This is a genomic window from Pseudomonas sp. PSE1(2024) (assembly GCF_050990555.1).
GTDB lineage: Bacteria > Pseudomonadota > Gammaproteobacteria > Pseudomonadales > Pseudomonadaceae > Aquipseudomonas > Aquipseudomonas aphyarum.
The window spans coordinates 1,386,791-1,410,072 of record NZ_CP158967.1; the positions used below are offsets into that span (position 1 = coordinate 1,386,791).

Genomic DNA, 23,282 nt, shown 5'->3' on the forward strand with positions numbered 1-23,282 from the left:
GTCTCTATCTGGTTTCAGCGGCGGATACGGGCCTGAAGGAAGGACAGCACGTCGGCAACCGGCAGCGCTTGCGCCTGGCCTTCGGTACGGCTCTTGTATTCCAGGTTGCCTTCGGCGAGGCCGCGGTCGCTGACCACGATCCGGTGCGGAATGCCGATCAGCTCCATGTCCGCGAACTTGATGCCCGGGCTGGTTTTCTTGTCGCGGTCGTCCAGCAGCACTTCGAAGCCGGCCGCGGTCAGTTCCGCGTACAGCTTGTCGGTGGCTTCGCGCACCAGCTCGGTTTCATAGCGCAGCGGCACCAGAGCGATCTGGAACGGCGCCAGAGTGTCGCTCCAGATGATGCCGTTCTCGTCGTTGTTCTGCTCGATGGCGGCAGCCACCACGCGGGAAACACCGATACCGTAGCAACCCATTTCCAGGGTTACCGGCTTGCCGTTCTCGCCCAGCACTTCGCACTTCATCGCCTTGCTGTACTTGTTGCCCAGCTGGAAGATGTGCCCGACTTCGATGCCGCGCTTGATTTCCAGGGTGCCCTTGCCGTCAGGGCTCGGGTCGCCGGCCACGACGTTGCGCAGGTCGGCCACGGTCGGAACCGGCAGATCACGCTCCCAGTTCACGCCGAAGTAGTGCTTGTCGTCGATGTTTGCACCGATGCCGAAGTCGCTCATCAGCTCGACCGAACGGTCGATGATGATCGGCAGTGGCAGGTTCAGCGGGCCGAGGGAACCGGCACCGGCGCCGATGGCGTCACGCAGTTCGGCATCGGAGGCCATGACCAGCGGGCTGGCAACGCCTGGCTGGTTGGCAGCCTTGATTTCGTTCAGCTCGTGGTCGCCACGGATGATCAGCGCGATCAGCTTGCCTTCTTCTTCGGCGTGCACGATCAGGGTCTTGATGGTCTTTTCAATCGGCAGATTGAATTTCTCCACCAGGGCCGCGATGGTCTTGGTGTCTGGTGTGTCGACCAGACGCAGCTCTTCGCTTGGCGCGGCGCGCGAGGTTTCACGCGGCACGGCTTCGGCTTTTTCGATGTTCGCCGCGTAATCGGAACCGTTGCTGAAGACGATATCGTCTTCGCCGGACTCGGCCAGCACGTGGAACTCGTGGGAGCCAGCGCCACCGATCGAACCGTTGTCGGCTTCCACCGGACGGAACTTCAGGCCCAGGCGGGTGAAGATGTTGCAGTACGCTTCGTGCATGCGGTCGTAGGTGATCTGCAGCGACGCCTGATCCGCATGGAAGGAGTACGAGTCCTTCATGATGAATTCGCGACCGCGCATCAGGCCGAAGCGTGGACGGATTTCGTCACGGAATTTGGTCTGGATCTGGTACAGGTTGATCGGCAGCTGTTTGTAGCTGCTCAACTCGTTGCGCATCAGATCGGTGATCACTTCTTCGTGGGTCGGGCCCGCGCAGAAATCACGACCGTGGCGGTCTTTGATGCGCAGCAGCTCAGGGCCGTATTCTTCCCAGCGCCCCGATTCCTGCCACAGCTCGGCCGGTTGGGTGCTCGGCATCAACACTTCCAGAGAGCCGGCGGCGTTCATTTCTTCGCGAACGATGGCTTCCACCTTGCGCATCACTCGCAAGCCCATCGGCAGCCAGGTGTACAGGCCCGAGGCGAGTTTGCGGATCATGCCGGCGCGCAGCATCAGCTGATGGCTGATCACGACCGCGTCGGAAGGCGTTTCTTTCTGTGTGGCGAGCAAAAATTGACTGGTGCGCATGGTTGGCCGTTGTCGGTTGCTATGACTGGAAATGACGGAGCAGTGTAACGGCGAGATCCGCCGACGTACAGAAGTGCAACCCCGGCGCGAACCCTCTCGCCGGGTGCGAGATGTCTTACGATTCTTCCGCGACGGAGGTCGGTGCAGGTTCCGGCGTCGGTGTCGGGCCTTCGCGGCGGCTTTCCTGGAACCAGTGCAGGGCGATCAGCACTAGGGTCGGAACACCGAGCAGCGCGGTGATCAGGAAGAAGTTGTGATAGCCGAATTTCTCCACCATGACCCCGGAGTAGCCGCCGATCAGGCGTGGCAGCAGGAGCATGATCGAGCTGAGCAGGGCGTACTGGGTGGCGGAGAATTTGAGGTTGGTCAGGCTCGACAGGTAGGCGACGAACGCCGACGTGGCCAGGCCCGAGCTGAAGTTGTCGAGGGAGATCGTCACCACCAGCATCTGCAGGTTCGGACCCATGTCGGCCAGCATCAGGAACAGCAGGTTGGTGGCCGCCGACGCGGCGCCGCCGATGAGCAGGATCGGCAGGATACCGAAGCGCACGATCAGCAGACCGCCCATGCCGGCGCCGACGAGGGTCATGATCAGGCCGAAGATCTTGCTGACGCTGGCGATCTGGTCCTTGGTGAAACCCTGGTCGATGTAGAACACGTTGGCCATCACGCCCATCACCGTGTCGGACATCCGATAGGTGGCGATCAGACCGAGCAACAGCAGCGCCTGCCAGCGGTAGCGCAGGATGAAGTCGTTGACCGGCGTCAGCACCGGCGCCAGACCGCGACGACCCATGGCCGAGAGGCACAGGCAGGTTAGCGTGGTGTAGAGAATCGCGCGCAGGAACGCCCGGTCTTCCAGCAGCAGGTCCAGCGGGCTCATGTCGCCGAACAGCACGCTGGCGAAATCGGTGTTGTAGAGCTGGGTGAACATCGCAGGCACAGACACCAGCAAAATGATCAGCACGAACACCGACATCAACTGATGCATGAAGGTGTAGCGCCCGGCCTGCAACTGGGTGCGCAGCGGCACGGGCGGCTCGCGCATCAGCAGGGTGGTGAGCAGGGCTGGGACCATCAGAGCGCCGAACAGCACGTAGGTGCCGGTCCAGGCGGAGTGCTGGTAGTTGAAGCCGGTGGAGCCGAAGCCCTCGGCGAAGAACAGTGCACCGGCCGTCGCGAGCAGCGCAGCAACCCGATAACCGGACATGTAACTGGCGGCCAGTGCGGCCTGGCGGTTGTCTTCGGCGATTTCCAGTCGATAGGCGTCGACGGCGATATCCTGGGTGGCAGAGGCGAATGCAACGACCACCGCGATAGCGATCAGCCAGGACAGGTGTTTCTGCGGGTCGCAAAAGCCCATGCCGATCAGACCGAGGATCACCAGCGTCTGTGAAAGTACCAGCCACGAACGGCGGCGCCCCAGCTTGCCCAACAACGGCAGGCGCCATTGGTCGAGCAGGGGCGACCAGACCCATTTGAAGGCATAAGCCAGACCGATCAGGCTGGCGTAGCCGATCGTCTCGCGGGCCACACCGGCTTCACGCAGCCAGACCGAAAGTGTCGAGAACACCAGCATGTACGGCAGGCCGGCGGCGAAACCCAGCAACAACAGCACGAGCGTCGAAGGACTGGCATAGGCGGCGAGCGCGGCGCGCCAGGTTTTACGGGGCATGGGCTGAAGTCTGCCTCAAGATTGCGAAAACAAAGCGCGCACTCTAACCGCTGTGCTCTACCGGACGCCAGCCATGGCGCCGAATATCCACACGATTGTTCAGGACGGTGATGCCTTCCATGCGCAATCGTGCCCGCTGTTCGTCCCCGGACGGGCTGCCCGCCGGCAGGCTGATCCGACCGCCGGCGCCGAGTACGCGGTGCCACGGCAGCTTGGTGTCGACGGGCAATTGGCTCAGGGTACGGCCGACCCAGCGGGCGGCGCGCCCCAACCCCGCCAGTTCGGCCAACTGACCATAGCTGACGACCTTGCCCTCAGGCACTTGGGCGAGGGTGGAATAGAGTGCCGTGCGTCGGATTTGCGGATCGTTTTCGCAGGCATGCATCGGGTCTGTCACGTGCGCGGTTCCTGAGCTTGATCGCGTTATGTCCTTAAGCGTAATCGGTGGAGGGGCAATTGAGAAATGAACTCAACAGAAATAGCCGGGTCACTCCTTGTCAGGGAATTATTCCTACGGATAATGCCGACCCTTTTTCGCAAACCAGAGTCCCCGATTCGCTTATGTTGTCCAGAACCCTGCTGTGCCTTGCTGTCTTCAGTGCGTCCACACCCTTGCTTGCCGATACCGTCTGGTTGAAGAACGGTGACAAGCTGAGCGGCAAAATCACGCTGTTCGACGGTGGCAAGTTGCTGGTCCAGACCCAGTACGCGGGTGCCGTGACCATCGACTGGAAGCAGGTCAAGACCCTGGAGAGCGATCAGGAGTTGCTGGTCAAGCAGGACGCCTACAACGGCGAGAAGGCCAAGTCGCTGAGCGCCGCCGAAGACGGCAAGGTCACTCTGGCCAACGGCGAAGCGCCGAAAACCGTGGAGCTGGCGAGCATTCAGCAGATTCTCAAGCCCAAACCGGTGGTCGAGGATCTGGTGTGGAAGGGCAATGTCGACCTGGCGCTGGATTATCAGCGTGCGGAGAAGGATACCGACGATTACGACATCGGCTTCAAGACGTCCGCCCGCCACGGTCGCTGGCGGCACACCGCCGAGGGCGAGTACAACCGCGAAGTGCAGGACGACGTGACCACCACCGACAACTGGCGCGCCGAGTACGCACTCGACCGCTTCCTGACGGACAAGTGGTTCTGGCAGGGCCGCCTGAACTACAAGCGCGATCACATCGAAGAGCTGGCGCGCCAGCGCGTGGTCGGTACCGGTCCGGGTTACCAGTTCTGGGATGACGAGCTGGGGGCGTTCTCCCTCGGCTCGCTGCTCAACCGCACTGACTACCAGTATCGCGATGGCAGCAAGGACAACTTCTATTCAGTCGCCATGAAGTGGGACTACAACCGCTACCTGATCGGCAAGAAGGTCGAGTTCTTCACCAATGGCGAAGTCGGCAAGCCGTTGTCCGGCGTGGCTGACTACGCGCTGGATGCGGAAATGGGCCTGCGCTACAAGGTCACCGACTGGGCATCCCTCAACCTCAAGGCTGAGCGCGACATCATCAGCGGCACCGAGGATGCGGACTTGAGCAAGACCCGCTACACCGCCGGCTTCGGCGTCGCCTGGTAAGCAACAAAAAAGATCGCAGCCTTCGCAGGCTGCGATCTTTTTTTGCGCCCAGAAAAACAGACGCCCACAAAAAAGCCCCGCTTTTGAGGGCGGGGCCTTTTACTAAAGAAGCTACAAGTTAGATAACTTGTACTTCTTCAGCTTGCATGCCTTTCTGACCGCGGGTAGCGATGAAAGAAACCTGTTGGCCTTCTTTCAGGCTTTTGAAGCCGTCGGATTGGATAGCTTTGAAGTGAACGAACAGGTCGTCACCGGATTGTGGAGTGATGAAGCCGAAGCCTTTTTCATCGTTGAACCACTTAACGGTACCGGTTTGGCGATTAGACATGGTGTAACTCCTTGAACAAAGATAACTGCGACTCAGGAAGAACCCTGGCCGAGACTGAGTGCAAAGAGCAGGAAAAATTCTTGTAGATGGTTGGATCGAAATTCAACATATCGTGTAGAGATTCTCAGTGACACAAGCAGCACAGTGGCGCCACCTTAACCCTTTTTCCGGAACGTGCCAATGCTTCTTGCGAAGGTTTCTCTGTTTTAGGGATCGGCGGTGTGACGGTTCGTCGCCAGGCCGCGTAATTCCTGCACGTTCGGCGAGATTTGCAGCCCGGACTTTGAACCCGGCGGCGCGCCCGGTAAGATGCCGGACAGATTTTTTCCACCTCGCTATTCAGGACACCCGCCATGAGCATCAAATCGGACAAGTGGATTCGCCGCATGGCGCAGGAACACGGCATGATCGAGCCGTTCGTCGAGCGTCAGGTACGTGGCAGCGACGACAGCCGTGTGATCTCCTACGGTGTGTCGAGCTATGGCTACGATGTGCGTTGCACCAATCATTTCAAGGTGTTCACCAACATCAATTCGGCCATCGTCGATCCGAAGAACTTCGACGCCGGCAGCTTCGTCGACGTCCACAGCGACGTCTGCATCATTCCGCCGAACTCCTTCGCCCTGGCCACCACCGTTGAATACTTCCGTATTCCACGCAATGTCCTGACCATCTGCCTGGGCAAGAGCACCTACGCTCGCTGCGGCATCATCGTCAACGTCACCCCGCTCGAGCCCGAGTGGGAAGGCCAGGTGACCCTGGAGTTCTCGAACACCACCAACCTGCCGGCGAAGATCTACGCCAACGAAGGCGTGGCGCAGATGCTGTTCCTCGAATCCGACGAGGAATGCGAAGTCTCCTACAAGGATCGTGCGGGCAAGTATCAGGGCCAGCGTGGCGTGACCCTGCCTCGCACCTGATCCGTCCATCCGGCAGTTACCGGGAATTCTTCGGCGGGTAGACACTCTATGGGGTGTACTGCCCGTTTCGCGAACAGCGGGACGGGCCTTCGCCGAGGAGTGCTCCATGAAGATCGATCCGCAAATCACTGCCGAACTGGCAAGGCTCGAGCCCAATCAGATTGGCGTATTGGCCTGGTCCTTGTTGGCACACCCGCCCATCGCCATGGCTGGCGGAATTCCTCACCAGCCCGATCCCGATACCCCCAACGAAGAACCGACCGAGCCCGGCGAGCCTACGTTGCCGGACAAACCGCCACCTGCGCCCGTCGCTTGATTGAATGCATGGCCCGTCGGCTGAATCCTGAACAGGGCTTCAGCCGACGGGCCATATTTCGTTGTCGCCGATGACAAGGATCCGACAGCTGTCTTCCTTCTCCACCGGATAACCGCCGGTGAAGGCCCCGAACGCCGGCAGCAGGCTGATGCGTTCTCCCAGTCTGAAACACGCCAGACGCAAACGCTGACGTCCCTTGCCGTTCAACCGATAGACCGGGTGGACGTGGCCAGCAAGCACGTGGCGTTCAGCGTGCGGATCGGGTTCGTGCTGCAACGCGAAGGGCCCCAGCAGCATCGGCTCCGGCACCACCCGAATGTTCAGCGACTGCGGCGGATCACCGGCACGTTTATCGTGATTACCGCGAATCAGCGTGATCGGCAGATCGGCATAGCGTGAGCGCCACTCAGCCAAAACACTCAAAGTGCCCGGGGCATGCGAACCCGGCCCGTGCAGAAAGTCCCCAAGAAAGATCAGTTGCCGACACGGCAGTTTCGCCAGCAACTGCTCGATCACGGCGATGTTGCTCGCTGTCGTGCCCTGCGGCACCGGCTGCCCCAGGCGCCGATAAGCGGCAGCCTTGCCGAAATGCACATCGGCAATCAGCAGCGCCTGTTGCGCCGGCCAGTACAGCGCCTTTTCCGGCAGCAACCAGAGGTCTTCGCCTGCCAGACGCACGGGGTAGGGCGTGTTCATCAGGATTGGCCCTTGTCAGCGGTTTTCTCCAGATCGCCGACCATTCGGCGGATCCGGTCGGCGAGTTTTTCCGAGCTCATGCTTTCGCGCATGCGTTCCACCAGCAATGGAAAGCCGAGTGGTGTAGGACGTTTGATCAGGTGCAGGTTCAGTTTCATCCGGTTGATTCGCTCCAGTGTCTGTTCCAGTCGACGAATATCCAGTTCTTCTCGTAGTACTTCTTCCCCGGCCTGCGCCAGTAGCAGGTTGTCGGCGTCGTATTGTTTGAACACTTCGAAGAACAGCCCGCTGGAGGCCTGCACCTGACGGGTGCTTTTCGGCGCGCCGGGGTAACCGGCAAACACCAGTCCGGCAATCCGCGCGATTTCCCGAAAGCGCCGCAGCGCCAGCTCCCCCGCGTTGAGGCTGGCCAGCACATCCCTCAATAAATCCTCGGGGCTGAGCAGGGCATCATCCAGTTGCACAGACCAGTCAACGGGCGTAGCGCTGAGCAATTCCAGTCCGTAATCGTTGACCGCAATCGAGAAAGTCACAGGCAGGCGCTGGCTGACCCGCCACGCCAGCAGGCTGGCCAGCCCCAGATGCACCTGACGTCCGGCAAACGGGTAGAGGAAAAGGTGCCAGCCTTCGCGGGATTTCAGCACTTCGGCCAGCAGATTGTTGACGGTCGGCAGGCCCGACCAGCGCATCTGCGTTTCCAGCAATGGTCGCAACGCCTGTATTTCCGGGCCGACAAATTCGCCGTGTGCCACCGCGCTGAATCGGGTGACCACCGCTTCGGCCAATTCATTGGAGAGCGGCATGCGTCCACCATTCCAGCGCGGCACGGCGGCTTTTTTCGCCGTGCTGCGTTTGACGTAGGCGGTCATGTTTTCCACCCGCACCAGTTCCAGCAAGCGCCCGGCGAACAGGAAGCCATCGCCGGGCTTGAGGCGGGCGATAAAGCCTTCTTCAACGCTGCCCAGTTGTTTGCCGCCCCCGCCCTTGCTCCAGAACTTCAAATGGATCGCGGCATCGCTGACGATGGTGCCGATGCTCATGCGATGGCGGCGCGCCAGGCGGGCATCGGGGACGCGCCAGATCCCGTGCTCATCCGGCTCGACCCGGCGGTAATCCGGGTACGCCGTCAGCGACATCCCGCCGTGACGTACGAAAGCCAGCGCCCAGGCCCAGTCCGCGAGCGTCAGGTCACGATAGGCCCAGGCACCACGCACTTCTTCGTACAGCTCATCGGGAACAAAACCACCGCCCAGGGCCATGCTGACCAGATGCTGCACCAGCACATCCAGCGGTTTGTGCGGTGACAATCGAGGTTCGATCCGCCGCTGCGCCACGGCATCGCGGGCGGCTGCGGCTTCGATCAGCTCCAGGCTGTGGGTTGGCACCAGGGTCACCCGCGACGTTCTACCGGGCGCATGACCCGAACGCCCGGCGCGCTGCATCAGCCGCGCGACGCCTTTGGCCGAGCCAATCTGCAGCACCCGCTCCACCGGCAGGAAATCCACCCCCAGATCCAGACTTGAAGTGCAGACCACGGCTTTGAGTTGGCCATTTTTCAGCGCTTGCTCGACCCAGTCGCGGGTGTCGCGGGACAGCGAGCTGTGGTGCAGGGCGATCAGGCCGGCCCAGTCCGGTCGCGCTTCCAGCAACGCCTGATACCAGATTTCCGATTGCGCCCGGGTGTTGGTGAACACCAGGCTGCTGGCGCAGACGTCCAGTTCGGCAACGACCTGCGGCAACATCTTCAGACCGATGTGCCCGGCCCAAGGAAAGCGTTCGATCGCCGGTGGGAGCAGGGTGTCGACCTTGAGCGACTTTTCGCTTTGCCCCTGAATACTCACGCCCCCGCCCTGTGGGATCAGCACCTGTTCGGCGTGGGACTGATTGCCGAGCGTCGCAGAAACGCCCCAGACGATCAGCCCCGGCTGCCAGCGCCGTAGCCGGGCGAGGGCCAGTTGCAGTTGCACGCCGCGTTTGTTGCCGAGCAATTCGTGCCACTCATCCACCACGACCATGCGCAATGTCGACAGCGCCGTTTGCGCGTCCGCGCGGGCGAGCATCAGGGTCAGGCTCTCCGGGGTGGTAATCAGCGTGGTCGGCAGGCGTCGGTTCTGGCGGGCTCGCTCGCTGCTGCCGGTGTCGCCGGTGCGCAGGCCGACGCTCCAGGGAATCTGCAGATCGTCCAGCGGCGTTTGCAGGGCGCGCGCAGTGTCGGCGGCCAGCGCCCGCATCGGCGTGATCCACAAGACGGTCAGCGGTTCGGCGGGTGGTGGGCGTTTGCGAGTGGTTGCAGCAACAGGCCCGGAGCGGGCAAAGCGATTGAGCGCGGCAAACCACACCGCGTAGGTTTTACCGGCGCCGGTGCTGGCGTGCAGCAGGCCGGATTCGCCACGTTTGACTGCCGCCCACACTTGTTTCTGAAAGGCGAACGGCTTCCAGTCGCGGGCGCTGAACCAGTGTTTGGCGAAGTCGGTGGAAGTGCCCATGCCGGCGACGTGTGCTCTGAAGGTGTTCCTTCAGTGACCGCGCCGGCCGGGCAATAGTTTTACTTGAGATTGCCGCTGAGGAATTGCTTCAGGCGTTCGCTTTTCGGATTGCCCAGCACTTCTTCGGGCGCGCCTTCTTCTTCCACCAGCCCCTGATGCAGGAACAGCACCTGGCTCGAGACCTTGCGCGCAAAGCTCATTTCATGGGTGACCATGATCATGGTCCGGCCTTCTTCGGCCAGGCCCTGAATCACCTTGAGCACTTCGCCGACCAGCTCCGGGTCCAGCGCCGAAGTCGGTTCATCGAACAGCATGACTTCCGGCTCCATCGCCAATGCCCGGGCAATCGCCACCCGTTGCTGCTGACCACCGGAGAGAAACGCCGGGTACTGATCCGCCACTCGTGCCGGCAGACCGACCTTTTCCAGATAACGCCGGGCGCGGTCGTCGGCTTCCTGTTTGCTGCAACCCAGCACCCGGCGCGGGGCCATGGTGATGTTTTCCAGCACGGTCATGTGGCTCCACAGGTTGAAGTGCTGGAACACCATCGCCAGCCGGGTGCGCAGGCGTTGCAGTTCATCGGCGTCGGCGACGTGCATGCCGTGGCGGTCGGTGACCATGCGGATCGCCTGGCCATCGAGGCTCATCGCGCCGTCGTTGGGTTGTTCGAGAAAGTTGATGCAGCGCAAAAAGGTGCTTTTGCCCGAGCCGCTGGCGCCGATCAGGCTGATCACGTCGCCGGTCTTGGCCTTGAGCGAGACGCCTTTGAGCACCTGATGGTCGCCATAGCTTTTGTGCAGGCCTTCAACGGTCAATTTGTACATGGGACAGGCATCCTCAAGGCGAAAGTAGATAGCCGCTGCGATAGGCTTCGGCGCCCGCGACGTGGGCGATCACCATACCGGCGGTGGCCATGCGCCGCAGCGAGCGGGCATAGAGCAGACCGGAAGCGGTGCAATGGACTGGTGTGACCCGGTCGCTGATCGGGTCGATGATTTCGGCGATTTTCTGCCCGGCTTCCAGCCACTGTCCGGGTGTGGCGCTGTAGACCAGCAGGCCGCCGACGGGAGTGGCTACCGGTTCCACGCCGGCCAGCGGTGTGGCGGGATGTGGCAGCGCCGGCAAGGCTTTGGGCTCACCGACGATGGCGCCGAAATGGATCAGGTAATCGATCAGCGCCTGGCAATCGCGACTGGCCAGCGGATGGGTGACATCTCCCTGGCCACGCAATTCGACGGTGACCGAGAAACTGCCCAGCGGAATCTCGAAGTGTTCGCCGAAGCGCTCCTTCAATTGCCACCACAGCAGGGTGAAGCACTCGTCGAACGACTGGCCGCCGGAGTCGGTGGCCAACAGGCTCGCCTGGGATTCGATATAACGCGCCAGCGGCTCGACCTGCGGCCACGCCTCGGGCGTGGTGTACAGGTGAACCACGGATTCGAAATCGCAGTGCAGGTCCAAAACCATGTCCGCATCGCAGGCCAGCCGTTGCAGGGTCAGGCGCTGGGATTGCAGCTGAGTCGTGGCGGTGTGGCGGGCGAGGGCGTTGCGCAGGCTGGAACGGATCAGTTCGAGGTTGCGCTGCGGGTCATCGCTCAGTTGCGCTTCGATTTCGTTGCCGATTTCTTCGCTGAGGTCGACGAACCAGCGGTTGAAGTTCTGCCCGCTCTCCAGCTCGTAGCGGCCCAGCGGCACGTCCATCAGCACCTGTTCGAGGCCGACCGGGTTGGCCACCGGCACCAGCACGATTTCGCTGCGCAAGCGGCCGGCGGCTTCCAGCTCCGCCAGACGCTGCTTGAGGTGCCAGGCCACGAGCATGCCGGGCAGTTCGTCGGCATGCAGCGAGGACTGGATGTAAATCTTGCCCTGGGCCTTGTCCGGGCCGAAGTGAAAACTGTGGATCTGTCGTGCGGTCCCCGGCAGCGGGGCCAGCAGGTCATGTATCTGGTGGCGCATCTCAAAAGGGTCCTAGTGGGTCGGGCCGAGGAAGGCCAGCCATCGGCGTTCGGCAAGGCGGAACAGGCCGACCAGCGCAAAGGTGATGGTCAGGTAGATCAGCGCGGCGATGCCGAACGACTGGAAGGTCAGGAAGGTCGCCGAGTTGGCGTCCCGCGCGACTTTCAGGATGTCGGGGATGGTCGCGGTGAAAGCCACGGTGGTCGAGTGCAGCATCAGGATCACTTCGTTGCTGTAGTACGGCAACGAACGGCGCAGCGCCGACGGCATGATCACGTAGGCATACAGCTTCCAGCCGGTCAGGCCGTAGGCCTTGGCCGCTTCGACTTCGCCGTGGTTCATGCTGCGGATGGCCCCGGCGAAAATTTCCGTGGTGTAGGCGCAGGTGTTGAGGGCGAAGGCCAGGATCGTGCAGTTCATCGCATCGCGAAAGAAACTGTCGAGCACCGGTTGCGCGCGCACGGCGGCCAGGCTGTAGATCCCGGTGTAGCAGATCAGCAACTGGATATAGAGCGGCGTGCCACGGAACAGGTAGGTGTAGAACTGCACCGGCCAGCGAATGTAGAAGTGCGGCGACACCCGGGCGATCGACAGCGGTATCGACACGAGGAAACCGAAGAAGATCGAGGCGCTGAGCAGCCACATCGTCATCGCCAGCCCGGTGATGTTCTGGCCGTCGGTATAAAGGAAGGCTTTCCAGTATTCCTGCAGGAGTTCGATCATCGTACGGCCTCCCGGGCACCGGCGGCGTAGCGGCGTTCGAGCCAGCGCAGGATGATGTTCGAGGCACTGGTGATCAGCAGGTAGATCAACGCGGCGAGAACCAGGAAGTAGAACAGTTGATAGGTGCTCTTGCCGGCGTCCTGCGCGGCCTTGACCAGATCGGCCAGGCCGATGATCGAAACCAGCGCGGTGGCCTTGAGCATCACCATCCAGTTGTTGCCGATGCCCGGCAGGGCGAAGCGCATCATTTGCGGGAACACCACGAAACGAAAGCGCTGGCCGCGCTTGAGGCCATAGGCGGTGGCGGCTTCGACCTGACCGCGCGGCACGGCGAGAATCGCCCCGCGAAAGGTTTCAGTGAAGTACGCGCCATAAATGAAGCCCAAGGTCAGGACCCCGGCGCTGAACGGGTCGATCTCGATGTATTCCCATTCCAGGTAGTCGGTGAGCGTCGTCAGCCAGGTTTGCAGGCTGTAGAAGATCAGCAGCATCAGCACCAGGTCCGGCACTCCGCGAATCAGCGTGGTGTAGAGCTGGGCGGGCAGGCGCAGCAGTTTGACTTTTGACAGCTTGGCACTGGCGCCGAGCAGGCCGAGCAACACGGCCACCAGCAGCGACAACGCCGACAATTTGATGGTCATCCAGGTGCCCTCCAACAGCAAAGGGCCAAAACCCTTGAGGCTGAAGGCGGAGAGCCCCAGATTTTGTAAGAGGTTTTCGAACATAAATCAGCAACCTGACTGAATGAAAAAGGCGCCCATCGAGGATGGGCGCCGGGGCATTATTTGCCGCTGTACAGATTCAGATCGCCAAAGTGTTTCTTTTGAATCTCTGCGTATTTGCCATCATCGTGTAACGCTTTGATACCTTTATCCAAAAGCGCTTTCAGCTCGGTGTTACCTTTCTTAATACCGACAGCGGTCTTGGCTGGCAGCAAGTGGTTGTCGACCGGCTTGCTGACTTCATAATCGGCGCCCTGCGGCGACTTCAGAAAGCCCAGTTCGGCCTGCAACATGTCCTGAATGCCCGCATCGAGACGGCCGGAGGTCAGGTCGGAATACACCTGGTCCTGGTTCTGATAGGCCTGGGTTTTCACACCGGCCTTGTCCAGCACGGCTTTGGCATAGGCTTCCTGGATGGTGCCTTGCTCGTAGCCGACGGTTTTGCCTTTCAGGGAAGCGACGTCGTCGGTGATGCCCGAACCTTTTTTCGACACGTAGGCCGTCGGGCCGGAGAACAGCTCGCTGGAGAAGTCGATGACTTTTTCGCGGGCTTCGGTAACGGTCATCGACGAGATCACGCCGTCGAATTTATTGGCCTTGAGGCCCGGAATCATGCCGTCGAAGTCGCTTTCGACCCATTTGCACTTGACCTTCAGCTCGGCGCAGATCGCGTTGCCCAGATCGATGTCGAAGCCAACCAGGCTGCCGTCTGCCGCTTTCGACTCGAACGGTGCGTAGGAAGGGTCAACGCCAAACCGCAGTTCTTTGTATTCCTTGGCCAGCGCGGAGCCGGCGGCCATGCACAACGCCAGTGCAGAAAGGGTCAGCAATGCTTTTTTCATTATTCAATCCCTAAGAACCAATATGAGCGCTTGTGGCGCGGAATGATTGTTACTGGAGCGCTTACGACTTATAGAAAGTAGCAATTTCCGAACCAGAGTCCCGAACAAGTGTTTTAAAAGGTGTAGGAAGTGCATGCCGGGGCCGGTGAGCGCACGAAAACGGGCGCGCCGGAAATGCTGCACCAGGTTGGTTCGTGGTTGATCGTTCCCACGCTCCGCGTGGGAATGCAGCCCGGGACGCTCCGCGTCCCAAAGCGGACGCAGAGCGTCCATTGAGGCATTCCCACGCGGAGCGTGGGAACGATCGGGGTGAGGGGGGAGTATCGGGGGAAGGGAATCAGACCAACAGGTTTTGCAAGGTCGCCAGGCTGTCGGCCTCGTCCACGGTTTTGTCCTGGCGCCAGCGCAGCATGCGCGGGAAGCGCACGGCGATGCCGCTTTTGTGTCGACGGGAGAGGGCGATGCCTTCGAAACCGAGTTCGAACACCAGGCTCGGCTTCACACTGCTGACCGGGCCGAATTTTTCGACTGTGGTCTTGCGCACGATGCTGTCGACTTCGCGCATTTCCGCATCGGTCAGCCCGGAATAGGCCTTGGCGAAGGGCACCAGCGCTCGCGCACTGGAACCGGGCGGGCCGTCCCACACCGCAAAGGTGTAATCGCTGTAGAGGCTGGCGCGGCGACCATGCCCTCGCTGGGCGTAGATCAGCACCGCGTCGACGCTGAACGGGTCGACCTTCCATTTCCACCACACGCCCATGTCCTTGGTTCGGCCCACGCCGTACATCGCGTCCCGAGCCTTGAGCATCATGCCTTCGACCCCCAAGCGTCTGGAGGCTTCGCGCTGGCGGGCGAGGTCGAACCAGTCGTCACCTGTCAGGATCGGCGAAGGCAACAGCACCGGGTTGTTGCAGCGGGCGATGACCTGCTCCAGTTGCTCACGACGCTTGGCCTGGGGCTGGTTGCGCCAGTCTTCGCCCTGCCATTCGAGCAGGTCGTAGGCGAGTACCACCACCGGCGCGTCTTCAAGGATTTTCCGGTCCAGCGACTTGCGGCCGAGCCGTTGTTGCAACAGTGCGAAGGGTTGCACCGCCGGCGCTTCTGTCGACTGCGGATCGAACGCGTCTTCGGTGACCGGGCGCTGGTTTTTCCACACCACAATCTCGCCATCGATCACCGTGCCGTCGGGCAAACCGTGCACCAGCGTGTCGAGTTCGGGAAAACGTTCGGTGACCAGTTCTTCGCCCCGGGACCAGATCCACAGTTTTCCGTCGCGCTTGACCACTTGCGCGCGGATGCCATCCCACTTCCATTCCACCTGCCAGCTACTCGCCGGCCCGAGCAGTGCGTCGAAGGTTTCCACCGGTTGCGCCAGGGCGTGGGCGAGGAAAAACGGGTAGGGCTGGCCGCCACGCTGGGCGTGCTCGTCGCTGGATTCGGGGGCGATCAGTTTCAGGTAACTGGCAGCGGTCGGCCGGTTGGACAGGTCGGTATAACCCACCAATCGTTGCGCCACGCGTTTGCTGTCCAGCCCGGCCATCGAAGCTAGGGCACGGGTCACCAGCAGTTTGGAGACGCCGACCCGGAAACTGCCGGTGATCAGTTTGATGCACAGCATCAGGCTCGGCCGATCCAGTTGCGCCCACAGCGCGGGCAACTGGTGGGCGAGGTATTCCGGGGTTTCACCGCGCAGTGGCAGCAGTTTGTCTTCGATCCATTCGGCGAGCCCGGCCTCGGAGGTGTGCGGGTGTTCCGGCAGCACCAGCGAAATGGTTTCCGCCAGATCGCCCACCGCCTGATAGCTCTCCTCGAACAGCCATGGCGAAAGCCCGGACATCTCGACCGCGAGTTCTCGCAGGATCCGCACCGGCACCAGTTGCCGAGGCCGCCCGCCGGACAAAAAGTACACCGCCCACGCGGCATCCTGCGGTTGCGCCTGGGCGAAGTAGGTTTGCATGGCCGCCAGTTTGGCGTTGCTGGAGGTGGTGGCGTCGAGTTCGGCGTACAACCCGGCGAAGTCTTTCATGGTTGCACCTCGGCAACGGCGGGCGTGGCGGTGGACAGCTCTTCTTCATCGTCACCGTATTCGGTGTTGAAACCTTGTGCGTCCAGCCCTTTTTCGCGCAGATGACGCACCAGCACGCCAATCGAGCCGTGGGTGACCATGACCCGCTCGGCGCCGGTCTGTTCGATGGCCCACAACAGGCCGGGCCAGTCGGCGTGATCCGAAAGCACGAAACCGCGATCGACCCCGCGCCGCCGGCGGGTGCCGCGCAGGCGCATCCAGCCGCTGGCGAAGCTGTCGCTGTAATCGCCGAAACGGCGCATCCAGCTGCTGCCGCCGGCCGAGGGCGGGGCGATGACCAGCGCCTGGCGCATCATCGGGTCGTTCTTTTTCACATCGCCGGCGTAGAGGGTTGGCGGCAGGTAGACGCCGGCCTCGCGGTACACGCGGTTCAGTGGCTCGACCGCTCCGTGGCTGAGGATCGGCCCGAGGGTTTCGTCGATGCCGTGGAGAATCCGCTGGGCCTTGCCGAACGAATAGCAGAACAGCACGCTGGCCTTGCCGGCCTCGATGTTGGCCTGCCACCACTGATTGATCTCGGCGAACACCTGCGCCTGCGGCTGCCAGCGGTAGATCGGCAGGCCGAAGGTCGATTCGGTGATGAAGGTGTGGCAGCGCACCGGTTCGAACGGCGCGCAGGTGCCGTCGGGTTCGATCTTGTAGTCGCCGGACGCGACCCAGACTTCGCCGCCATATTCCAGCCGCACCTGAGCCGAGCCAAGCACATGGCCGGCGGGATGAAAACTTAAGGTGACGCCGTGGTGGGTCAGGCGCTGGCCGTAGTCGAGGGTTTGCAGGTTGATGTCCGCGCCCAGACGCGCGCGCAGAATCCCTTCGCCGGCGCTGGCAGCCAGGTAATGCTGGTTGCCGCCACGGGCATGATCGCCATGGGCATGGGTGATCACCGAGCGCTCGACGGGCCGCCACGGGTCAATGTAGAAATCCCCGGCGGGGCAGTAGAGGCCTTCGGGGCGGGCGATAACAAGGTCCATGGCGTTACCGGAATGGAGGGACTTGTTAGCTATGAGGTTGGCGCGAAGTCAGAAGTTCTATTGATTTTCTGAACTGTCGCATGATCGTTCCCACGCTCTGCGTGGGAATGCCTCAAGGGACGCTCTGCGTCCAGTGACGCGGAGCGTCACGGGCTGCATTCCCACGCGGACGGTTCGACGCCTCGACGTGGGAACGATCATGGGGGATTACTTGCCGGGGGTAAGCGTCAACCGTGTCTTGCCATACACCCGGTCAAAGTTCTGCGGCTGCATCGGCAGGCCGATGTACTGGCCCTTGAGCCACGGGTCGATGCCGTTCAGGTAGTTCGGGCTCGCCGGGTTCCCGGATTGCCCCGTCCCGTTCTGTCCCATCAACGGCTCGCTCTGACCGAAATCGACAATGAAGCGCATCGACGGCGCACGGGTGGTGTTGAAGTCCTGACCCCAGGCAAACGCTGCGGTGTTGAGCGTGGTGTGGTCACCGCCCGCCGCGATCGGGCCGCGAACGGTCTGGCCGTTGGCATTCTTCCACTCGTAGCGGTGCAGTTTGCCCCACTGCCAAGCCCGGCGGTCGCCGCCCAATTGGCTGTCGCCGGCGCTGATCGCTGCCGCCAGACTGCGGGCGAGGATCGTCGGTTTGTCTTCTTTTTGCGGGGTGCGGGCGTCGTCCCAGAACGGGCTGTCTTCGCGGCCCAGCAAGTGATCGGCCTGGGCAGCGTAGGACAGATCGCCATTGGCGATAAACGCTTTCCACGCCGGGCTGCCTTGCGGGCCGAGCTCGTCGAGGAAGATCTGCTTCATGCTTTCCTGCAGGAACAGTTCGTAGATCGCCGCATCGGCGGAAGTCGGGCTGAGCTTGCCGTCGAACGCCATCAAGCGGGTATAGGCCTCGCGGGCCTTGCTGCGCTCGGCTTCCGGCAGTGCGTCGATCGCCTGTTTCAGCGGCTGCACCATGCCCGGCGCTTCAAACATTTTCTTCAATTTGGCGGCGAAGGTAGTGGTCTGGTCGTACTGCATGGCGATCACGCTGCGACCGTCGTGTTTGCCGCTGCCAGCCAGCTCAGCCAGACGCTCGCCACGCTCCGGCGCTGCCCAGGAATTGGACAGTTGCATGCCGTAGCCATGGGGGATGACCCGCTGGTTGGCGGTGCCGAGCCAGCCTTGGGCCGGGTCCTGATCGTACGGGTGCAGCATCGGGTCGGCGTAACCGTCCCAGTCATAGCGACCTTCCCAGCCCGGCGACGGCAGCAGACCTTCACCTTCACGGCGGTTCGGGAACCGCCCGGTAACTTGCCAGCCAATGTTGCTGGCGTCGGCAAACACCAGATTCAGCGCGATGGCGCGGATTTCCCGGCTGGCGTCGGAGGCGCGCTCAACGTTCTGCGCGCGGCTCAGATCGAAAAACGCATCGAGGGATTTGTCGTCGGTGAAGCTCGGCGTCTGCAAGGCCAGGCCAAAACCCGCGCCCTGAGCGGCAGCCTGGGTGCTGTTGAGCAGCGCGCCATGGCGGGTTTCGTACACCGCTTCGCGAATCGGCCGTTGGCCTTTGACGAAGTAGGTTTCGTTGCGCACCGCAACCGGTTGCCACTTGCCGTTGACCTCGTAGGACAACGTGCTGCCCTGACGACGGATTTTTTCCAGGAACAGGTCCTGGTTATCGCCGAGCACGCTGGTCAGGCTCCACGCCACCTTGCCGTTGAAACCGCCGAGCACCATCGGCAGACCGGCCACGGTCACGCCGGCGGCCTGGTATTTCGGAGCGCGGATCTGCACGAAACTCCACAGCGACGGCGCAGCCAGCGGGCCATGGCTGTCGCTGGCCAGCAGGCTCTTGCCGCTGCGGCTGCGTTGCGGGGCGATGGCCCAGTTGTTCGATGACTGAGTGCCCAGCAGGTTGATGGCGGCCAGTTGTTCGCTGGCGTTGCTCAGCTCCGTCAGCCCCGGAATCTGCCCGTTGAGCTTGATGCCTTGCAGCTTGTCGGCTTCGGCCAGCGGCAGGTTTTCGTCGGGAGCGGACGGGGTCAGCCACGCCAGTTTGTCGTTGGTCACGGTCTGCGCCAGCACCAGCGAAGCGATTTCTTCCGGCAGGTTGGCCGACTGGCTGAAGTTCAGCAGGCAGAAGATCAGCGCCGAATCTTCCGGTTTCCAGTATTCAGGCTTGTAGCCGCTGGAAGCCAGATCCCCCGGCAGTTTGTCGGCGTAGCGGAACAGGTAGGCGTTGACGCCCCGGGCATAGACCTCGAAGAAGCGCTTGAGCCGTGGCGACGAAGCCTTGTACAGCTCGCCGGCGCTTTTCTTCAGATTGACGGCGCGCATGTAGCGGTCGGCGTCGAGCATCGACGAACCGGACATTTCCGCCAGACGGCCCTGGGCCAGCAGGCGCAGGGTGACCATCTGATTGATCCGGTCGCTGGCGTGCACATAACCGAGGGCGAATAACGCGTCGTGGAAGCTGTTGCTTTCGATCAGCGGCATGCCCATGGCATTGCGGCGCACCGAAACGTTCTGCGCCAGGCCCTTGAGCGGCTGCACACCGGAGGTCGGCGGGAGGGTGTCCTGGGCGTTCCAGGTCTGACAACCGGTCAGGCTCAGAACACCGGCCACTGCTGCGGCAACGCCGAACCGGGGAAGAAAATGTGAAAGGGCTGGCGAGGCCATGGCAAAGCTCCTGCGGGGGTTTAGAGGCTGGGGGCGCAATAAAGCCGCTACGTTAGTGAGCAGGAGGGGGCCGCGCAAGCGGGGCGAGCGGTTATTTCTTACCGCTCACGTAGATCGTTCCCACGCTCTGCGTGGGAATGCAGCCCGGGTCGCTCCGCGGCCCATTTCCACGCGGGCGGTTCGACGCCTCTACATGGGAACGATCAAGGCAGGTCAGGACTTCGGCGGATTGATCTTCTGCACCAACGCGTAGGCCTTCACGGTCGCCGGGCGGTCCTTGATGTGGTTGAACCAGCGCTGCACGTTCGGGAAGTCTTCCAGGTTCTGGCTCTGCCACTTGTGCGAGACGATCCACGGGTAGATCGCCATGTCGGCGATGCTGTATTCGTTGCCGGCGACGAACTCGTTGTTGGCCAGTTGCTTGTCCAGTACCCCGTACAGGCGTGCGGTTTCATCGATGTAGCGTTTGATCGCGTAGGGGATTTTTTCCGGGGCGAACTGGCTGAAATGATGGTTTTGCCCGGCCATCGGCCCCAGACCGCCCATTTGCCAGAACAGCCATTGCAGCGCCACCTGGCGGCCACGCAGATCCTTGGGCAGGAACTTGCCGGTCTTTTCCGCGAGGTACAGCAGGATCGCCCCGGATTCGAACAGCGACAACGGTTCGCCGCCGTCAGCCGGTTCATGATCGACGATGGCCGGGATGCGGTTGTTCGGTGCGATTTTCAGAAAGTGCGGCTGGAACTGCTCGCCCTGGCTGATGTTGATCGGGTGCACGTCGTAGCGCAGGCCCGCTTCTTCGAGGAACAGGGAAATCTTGTGGCCGTTGGGCGTGGTCCAGTAATACAGGTCGATCATGGAAAGCTCCAAATCAGGAAAATGGCTTACGTGCGGACAGCAAACGCCGGCTTCAGGTTGTCCTGTGTGCGTTCGATAGCTTGCTTAGTTACAGGAGGTGATGCTCAAGTACGGGAAATTCAATGACCCCGCGTGAGAAAAATCGCCATGGAACTCAAGGCCAGCGCTGCACTGATCATCATCGACCAGCAAAAAGGCATTCTGGAACCGCGTCTGGGGCGGCGGAACAATCCGTCGGCCGAAGAGCGGATTCTCGATTTGCTGGGCTTCTGGCGGCGCAGCGGTCGGCCGGTGATCCATGTGCAGCACCTGTCGCGCTCGCCGGAATCAGTGTTCTGGCCCGAGCAGTCAGGCGTGGATTTTCAGGAAAGGTTTTTGCCGCAGGACGGCGAGTGGCTGATCCAGAAACAGGTACCGGATGCGTTTTGTGCGACAGGCCTTGAGGCGAAGTTGCGTGAGGCGGGGATCGGGCAATTGGTCATCGTCGGCGTGGCGACGAACAACTCTGTGGAGTCCATGGCGCGCACGGCAGGCAATCTGGGGTTTGACGTGTGGGTGGCGGAGGATGCGTGCTTTACCTTCGACAAGGCCGACTATTTCGGCACGTTGCGTTCGGCGCAAGAGGTGCATGCGATGTCGCTGGGGAACTTGCACGGGGAGTATGCGACGGTGGTCGGCACCGAGCACATTCTGGCGGCAGGCTGAAAAGCTTCCAGTGAATGGGCAGGCCCCTTCGCGAGCAAGCCCGCTCCCACATTTGCCTGCATTCCGTCAGAAGGAATACGGTCGAATGTGGGAGCGGGCTTGCTCGCGAAGGCGGTATCTCAGGCGAAGAAGATAATTGCCTGAAACATCAAGCGCCGTGGCACTTCTTGAATTTCTTGCCGTTGCCGCATGGGCAAGGGTCGTTGCGGCCAACGTCTTTCAGGGCGTTGCGCACCGGTTCCTGGTGAGCGTGGCCGCAGTTCGGGCCGTGGACATGGCCATGGTCGTGATCATGGTGGTGATGGTCATGATCGTGGTTGCAGTCTGGGCCATGGACATGAGGTTGCTGGGTCATCGGGGTCACTCCGTAATCAAATCGGCGGGGATTATCACGCCATTGCGCGCCAGGTGCACGTAGTGAGCGATGAATAAACCGGTTTCCATCTCGCCTTCCAATCGGTAGGGAATCTGCTGGTGCGGGTTTTTCAGCATTTTCACCACCTCTTTCACCTTCGGCCACAGGTTGGTACGGATCGGCACGTTGTAAAACGCGCTGCTTTTGGGGTTCACCGTGATCCAGTGTTCGTGCTCGCCTTCGGCCAGCAACATGTCGGCCAGGTGTATGCGGTATTCCAGGCCGCGCACCGTCAGGTCGCTGTCGTTGGGGTTGTCGATGCGAAAGTGCAGGATGAATTTCTGTTCCAGCAACTTGGCGCGCACCACTTCGACTTTCACCAGGTGAACGGCGGGGTCGCGGGCGTCGTCGGTAAACCATGACGCGCAGCCGCCGAGCCCCAGAAACACGAGCAGTGAGAAGACCTGGAATGTGCGCCAATGACCGAGCATGGTTTAACTCCCTTTGCTGCCCAGTCTAGCTTCAGCTGCCGAAATACCCCGCACAGCATTTCTTGAACTTCTGGCCGCTGGCGCACGGGCAGGCGTCGTTGCGGCCCAGCTTCAGTTGCACGGTCGGGTCGATGAAGTACCAGCGCCCGGTGTTCTGCACGAACGAGGAGCGCTCGCGGTGGCTGTGCTCGCCCTGACCGTCATGCCAGCGCGCGGTGAACGTGACGAACGCGTGTTCCGGCTGGCCGCCGAGCACTTCCGAACTATCCACGTCCAGGCCGAGCCAGGTGCTCTGGGCGCTCCAGTCGCTGATCGACTGGCGATCCAGCCCCGCTTGCTGGGCGGGCAGGGTCGTGGCCACCAGATAATCGATCAGACCCAGCACATAGGCGCTGTAGCGCGAGCGCATCAGGGCTTCGGCGCATGGGGCCGGGTGGCCGGCGTGATAGTGACCGCAGCAGGCATCCAGCAGGTTGCCGCTGCCGCAAGGGCAAATGGCTGTACTCATTGCATTACCACCAGTATTTCCCGAAGTTTTCCGGATTGGCCCAGAACCGCGAGTTGAGCCAGTCGGGGACTTGTTTGTAGTCAAGCAGATCGTAGGTGAACAGGGTCAGCACCTGCTCGTCACGGGCGAAGCGTTCGCTGGCTTGCAGGGCCAGGGAGTAAAAATCGGTTTCCTGCCAGCCGCTGGCCGGCAGATCCGCCAGCACGGCGATGCGGCTGGCGTTGAGGTTGCGGATCCCGCCCAACAGATTCAGGCCGTCGCGCTTGGGCAAATGTTCCAGGCAATCGACCACCAGCGCCAGGTCGAAACGGCGGGCCGCCAGTTCCGCCGGCAATGCACCGGGCGCGGCGTGCGCGACGCAGGTGTCCGGGTGCGCTTCCTTAAAGGCAGCCAGCGCCGGGAATTCGCTGGCGCCGATCAGCAGCAGACGTGCCGGGGCATAGCGGTCGAGCAGGGCGGCCAATGCCTGCTGCGGCGTGCGGGAAGAAATGGCGACGTTCATCGAAGCTCCTCAATCAGAGCGCCAAGACTAGCCTGCCCGGACGCCAAGGCCTAGATCTCTGTCTCGCGGGTTTGCGGCAAATTCGTCGAAGTCCCGTGAACAGGCGCACAAACAGCAATGGCCTATTGCTGGCGGAGATTAAAACTCCGGTCTTTACTCCCTGAATCGGTTCTAAGCCGATCCCT

Annotated in this window: 23 protein-coding genes; 4 read left to right on the plus strand and 19 right to left on the minus strand. The window is 61.8% G+C overall.

The genetic code is table 11. The annotated features are described in order from the left end of the window. Positions 1 to 14: 14 nt before the first annotated feature. From ABTV87_RS06160 to ABTV87_RS06170, 3 genes are all read right to left on the minus strand, one after another. Positions 15 to 1,730 carry a proline--tRNA ligase gene (locus tag ABTV87_RS06160; protein ID WP_115076782.1) on the minus strand — a complete coding sequence of 572 codons (1,716 nt, stop codon included), beginning with the start codon at positions 1,728 to 1,730 and terminating at the stop codon, positions 15 to 17. A gap of 115 nt (positions 1,731 to 1,845) precedes the next feature. Continuing rightward, entirely contained in the window at positions 1,846 to 3,405 is a 1,560-nt protein-coding gene (locus ABTV87_RS06165; protein ID WP_085605327.1) for an AmpG family muropeptide MFS transporter, read from the minus strand. 43 nt (positions 3,406 to 3,448) lie between these two features. Further along, positions 3,449 to 3,790, minus strand: coding sequence for an MGMT family protein (locus tag ABTV87_RS06170; RefSeq protein ID WP_433899836.1), 342 nt, complete (start codon positions 3,788 to 3,790; stop codon positions 3,449 to 3,451). Positions 3,791 to 3,966: 176 nt separating this feature from the next. Between ABTV87_RS06170 and ABTV87_RS06175 the strand changes: the two genes are divergently transcribed. Further along, positions 3,967 to 4,974, plus strand: a complete 1,008-nt coding sequence (locus ABTV87_RS06175; protein ID WP_007954986.1) for a DUF481 domain-containing protein — start codon at positions 3,967 to 3,969, stop codon at positions 4,972 to 4,974. A gap of 118 nt (positions 4,975 to 5,092) precedes the next feature. On the opposite strand, the gene ABTV87_RS06180 is transcribed toward ABTV87_RS06175, so the two are convergent. Then, on the minus strand, positions 5,093 to 5,302 hold the full coding sequence (locus ABTV87_RS06180) for a cold-shock protein (protein ID WP_002554837.1): 210 nt from the start codon (positions 5,300 to 5,302) through the stop codon (positions 5,093 to 5,095). Positions 5,303 to 5,655: 353 nt separating this feature from the next. Here ABTV87_RS06180 and dcd point away from each other — a divergent pair, with 353 nt between their 5' ends. Then, the gene (dcd, locus tag ABTV87_RS06185; protein ID WP_007954988.1) at positions 5,656 to 6,222 is read left to right on the plus strand and encodes a dCTP deaminase; all 567 of its coding nucleotides are present in this window, start codon (positions 5,656 to 5,658) and stop codon (positions 6,220 to 6,222) included. A gap of 106 nt (positions 6,223 to 6,328) precedes the next feature. Further along, complete coding sequence (locus tag ABTV87_RS06190; protein WP_085605329.1) at positions 6,329 to 6,538, plus strand: hypothetical protein; 210 nt, start codon at positions 6,329 to 6,331, stop codon at positions 6,536 to 6,538. 39 nt (positions 6,539 to 6,577) lie between these two features. Here the strand turns inward: ABTV87_RS06190 and pdeM are convergent, their stop codons facing one another. The 11 genes from pdeM to ABTV87_RS06245 all read right to left on the minus strand — a co-directional run bounded on the left by pdeM (position 6,578) and on the right by ABTV87_RS06245 (position 20,536). Then, positions 6,578 to 7,234 (minus strand): ligase-associated DNA damage response endonuclease PdeM, encoded by a 657-nt coding sequence (gene pdeM / locus ABTV87_RS06195; RefSeq protein ID WP_433899131.1) that lies wholly within the window; start codon positions 7,232 to 7,234, stop codon positions 6,578 to 6,580. Next, complete coding sequence (locus ABTV87_RS06200) at positions 7,234 to 9,720, minus strand: ligase-associated DNA damage response DEXH box helicase (RefSeq protein ID WP_433899132.1); 2,487 nt, start codon at positions 9,718 to 9,720, stop codon at positions 7,234 to 7,236. Before ABTV87_RS06200 ends, pdeM begins: the two co-directional genes overlap by 1 nt. A 59-nt stretch (positions 9,721 to 9,779) precedes the next feature. Beyond that, positions 9,780 to 10,544, minus strand: coding sequence for an ABC transporter ATP-binding protein (locus ABTV87_RS06205; protein WP_007954993.1), 765 nt, complete (start codon positions 10,542 to 10,544; stop codon positions 9,780 to 9,782). A 13-nt stretch (positions 10,545 to 10,557) separates the two neighbouring features. Next, positions 10,558 to 11,676: a succinylglutamate desuccinylase/aspartoacylase family protein gene (locus ABTV87_RS06210; RefSeq protein ID WP_085605335.1), complete on the minus strand. Its 1,119-nt coding sequence runs from the start codon at positions 11,674 to 11,676 to the stop codon at positions 10,558 to 10,560. A gap of 12 nt (positions 11,677 to 11,688) precedes the next feature. Further along, positions 11,689 to 12,399 (minus strand): ABC transporter permease, encoded by a 711-nt coding sequence (locus tag ABTV87_RS06215; protein ID WP_007954996.1) that lies wholly within the window; start codon positions 12,397 to 12,399, stop codon positions 11,689 to 11,691. Continuing rightward, positions 12,396 to 13,124, minus strand: a complete 729-nt coding sequence (locus ABTV87_RS06220; protein ID WP_007955000.1) for an ABC transporter permease — start codon at positions 13,122 to 13,124, stop codon at positions 12,396 to 12,398. The genes ABTV87_RS06215 and ABTV87_RS06220 overlap by 4 nt, the downstream gene beginning before the upstream one ends. Positions 13,125 to 13,180: 56 nt before the next feature. Next, the gene (locus tag ABTV87_RS06225) at positions 13,181 to 13,963 is read right to left on the minus strand and encodes a transporter substrate-binding domain-containing protein (protein WP_011332769.1); all 783 of its coding nucleotides are present in this window, start codon (positions 13,961 to 13,963) and stop codon (positions 13,181 to 13,183) included. A gap of 337 nt (positions 13,964 to 14,300) precedes the next feature. Beyond that, the gene (locus ABTV87_RS06230) at positions 14,301 to 15,989 is read right to left on the minus strand and encodes an ATP-dependent DNA ligase (RefSeq protein ID WP_433899133.1); all 1,689 of its coding nucleotides are present in this window, start codon (positions 15,987 to 15,989) and stop codon (positions 14,301 to 14,303) included. Beyond that, complete coding sequence (locus ABTV87_RS06235; RefSeq protein WP_085605341.1) at positions 15,986 to 17,020, minus strand: ligase-associated DNA damage response exonuclease; 1,035 nt, start codon at positions 17,018 to 17,020, stop codon at positions 15,986 to 15,988. Before ABTV87_RS06235 ends, ABTV87_RS06230 begins: the two co-directional genes overlap by 4 nt. A 207-nt stretch (positions 17,021 to 17,227) precedes the next feature. After that, positions 17,228 to 19,678: a penicillin acylase family protein gene (locus ABTV87_RS06240; protein WP_433899134.1), complete on the minus strand. Its 2,451-nt coding sequence runs from the start codon at positions 19,676 to 19,678 to the stop codon at positions 17,228 to 17,230. Between the two features lie 213 nt (positions 19,679 to 19,891). Further along, positions 19,892 to 20,536 carry a glutathione binding-like protein gene (locus tag ABTV87_RS06245; RefSeq protein ID WP_433899135.1) on the minus strand — a complete coding sequence of 215 codons (645 nt, stop codon included), beginning with the start codon at positions 20,534 to 20,536 and terminating at the stop codon, positions 19,892 to 19,894. Between the two features lie 147 nt (positions 20,537 to 20,683). Here ABTV87_RS06245 and ABTV87_RS06250 point away from each other — a divergent pair, with 147 nt between their 5' ends. Continuing rightward, complete coding sequence (locus ABTV87_RS06250; RefSeq protein WP_433899136.1) at positions 20,684 to 21,241, plus strand: cysteine hydrolase family protein; 558 nt, start codon at positions 20,684 to 20,686, stop codon at positions 21,239 to 21,241. A 148-nt stretch (positions 21,242 to 21,389) separates the two neighbouring features. Here ABTV87_RS06250 and ABTV87_RS06255 read toward each other — a convergent pair whose 3' ends face one another. From ABTV87_RS06255 to ABTV87_RS06270, 4 genes are read right to left on the minus strand one after another with little or no spacing between them, the layout of a single operon-like run. Further along, positions 21,390 to 21,596 (minus strand): SEC-C metal-binding domain-containing protein, encoded by a 207-nt coding sequence (locus tag ABTV87_RS06255; protein ID WP_007955014.1) that lies wholly within the window; start codon positions 21,594 to 21,596, stop codon positions 21,390 to 21,392. A 5-nt stretch (positions 21,597 to 21,601) separates the two neighbouring features. Continuing rightward, entirely contained in the window at positions 21,602 to 22,087 is a 486-nt protein-coding gene (locus ABTV87_RS06260) for an LEA type 2 family protein (RefSeq protein WP_007955016.1), read from the minus strand. Positions 22,088 to 22,118: 31 nt separating this feature from the next. Beyond that, positions 22,119 to 22,595: a YchJ family protein gene (locus ABTV87_RS06265; protein WP_433899137.1), complete on the minus strand. Its 477-nt coding sequence runs from the start codon at positions 22,593 to 22,595 to the stop codon at positions 22,119 to 22,121. Positions 22,596 to 22,599: 4 nt separating this feature from the next. Beyond that, on the minus strand, positions 22,600 to 23,097 hold the full coding sequence (locus ABTV87_RS06270; RefSeq protein ID WP_011332778.1) for a DUF6231 family protein: 498 nt from the start codon (positions 23,095 to 23,097) through the stop codon (positions 22,600 to 22,602). Between the last annotated feature and the right edge of the window lie 185 nt (positions 23,098 to 23,282).

Bases quoted from the DNA above. Each gene is read 5' to 3' on its own strand.
- ABTV87_RS06160 (WP_115076782.1), bottom strand. From the start codon at position 1,730: ATGCGCACCAGTCAATTTTTGCTCGCCACACAGAAAGAAACGCCTTCC.
- ABTV87_RS06165 (WP_085605327.1), bottom strand. From the start codon at position 3,405: ATGCCCCGTAAAACCTGGCGCGCCGCGCTCGCCGCCTATGCCAGTCCT.
- ABTV87_RS06170 (WP_433899836.1), bottom strand. From the start codon at position 3,790: ATGCATGCCTGCGAAAACGATCCGCAAATCCGACGCACGGCACTCTAT.
- ABTV87_RS06175 (WP_007954986.1), top strand. From the start codon at position 3,967: ATGTTGTCCAGAACCCTGCTGTGCCTTGCTGTCTTCAGTGCGTCCACA.
- ABTV87_RS06180 (WP_002554837.1), bottom strand. From the start codon at position 5,302: ATGTCTAATCGCCAAACCGGTACCGTTAAGTGGTTCAACGATGAAAAA.
- dcd (WP_007954988.1), top strand. From the start codon at position 5,656: ATGAGCATCAAATCGGACAAGTGGATTCGCCGCATGGCGCAGGAACAC.
- ABTV87_RS06190 (WP_085605329.1), top strand. From the start codon at position 6,329: ATGAAGATCGATCCGCAAATCACTGCCGAACTGGCAAGGCTCGAGCCC.
- pdeM (WP_433899131.1), bottom strand. From the start codon at position 7,234: ATGAACACGCCCTACCCCGTGCGTCTGGCAGGCGAAGACCTCTGGTTG.
- ABTV87_RS06200 (WP_433899132.1), bottom strand. From the start codon at position 9,720: ATGGGCACTTCCACCGACTTCGCCAAACACTGGTTCAGCGCCCGCGAC.
- ABTV87_RS06205 (WP_007954993.1), bottom strand. From the start codon at position 10,544: ATGTACAAATTGACCGTTGAAGGCCTGCACAAAAGCTATGGCGACCAT.
- ABTV87_RS06210 (WP_085605335.1), bottom strand. From the start codon at position 11,676: ATGCGCCACCAGATACATGACCTGCTGGCCCCGCTGCCGGGGACCGCA.
- ABTV87_RS06215 (WP_007954996.1), bottom strand. From the start codon at position 12,399: ATGATCGAACTCCTGCAGGAATACTGGAAAGCCTTCCTTTATACCGAC.
- ABTV87_RS06220 (WP_007955000.1), bottom strand. From the start codon at position 13,124: ATGTTCGAAAACCTCTTACAAAATCTGGGGCTCTCCGCCTTCAGCCTC.
- ABTV87_RS06225 (WP_011332769.1), bottom strand. From the start codon at position 13,963: ATGAAAAAAGCATTGCTGACCCTTTCTGCACTGGCGTTGTGCATGGCC.
- ABTV87_RS06230 (WP_433899133.1), bottom strand. From the start codon at position 15,989: ATGAAAGACTTCGCCGGGTTGTACGCCGAACTCGACGCCACCACCTCC.
- ABTV87_RS06235 (WP_085605341.1), bottom strand. From the start codon at position 17,020: ATGGACCTTGTTATCGCCCGCCCCGAAGGCCTCTACTGCCCCGCCGGG.
- ABTV87_RS06240 (WP_433899134.1), bottom strand. From the start codon at position 19,678: ATGGCCTCGCCAGCCCTTTCACATTTTCTTCCCCGGTTCGGCGTTGCC.
- ABTV87_RS06245 (WP_433899135.1), bottom strand. From the start codon at position 20,536: ATGATCGACCTGTATTACTGGACCACGCCCAACGGCCACAAGATTTCC.
- ABTV87_RS06250 (WP_433899136.1), top strand. From the start codon at position 20,684: ATGGAACTCAAGGCCAGCGCTGCACTGATCATCATCGACCAGCAAAAA.
- ABTV87_RS06255 (WP_007955014.1), bottom strand. From the start codon at position 21,596: ATGACCCAGCAACCTCATGTCCATGGCCCAGACTGCAACCACGATCAT.
- ABTV87_RS06260 (WP_007955016.1), bottom strand. From the start codon at position 22,087: ATGCTCGGTCATTGGCGCACATTCCAGGTCTTCTCACTGCTCGTGTTT.
- ABTV87_RS06265 (WP_433899137.1), bottom strand. From the start codon at position 22,595: ATGAGTACAGCCATTTGCCCTTGCGGCAGCGGCAACCTGCTGGATGCC.
- ABTV87_RS06270 (WP_011332778.1), bottom strand. From the start codon at position 23,097: ATGAACGTCGCCATTTCTTCCCGCACGCCGCAGCAGGCATTGGCCGCC.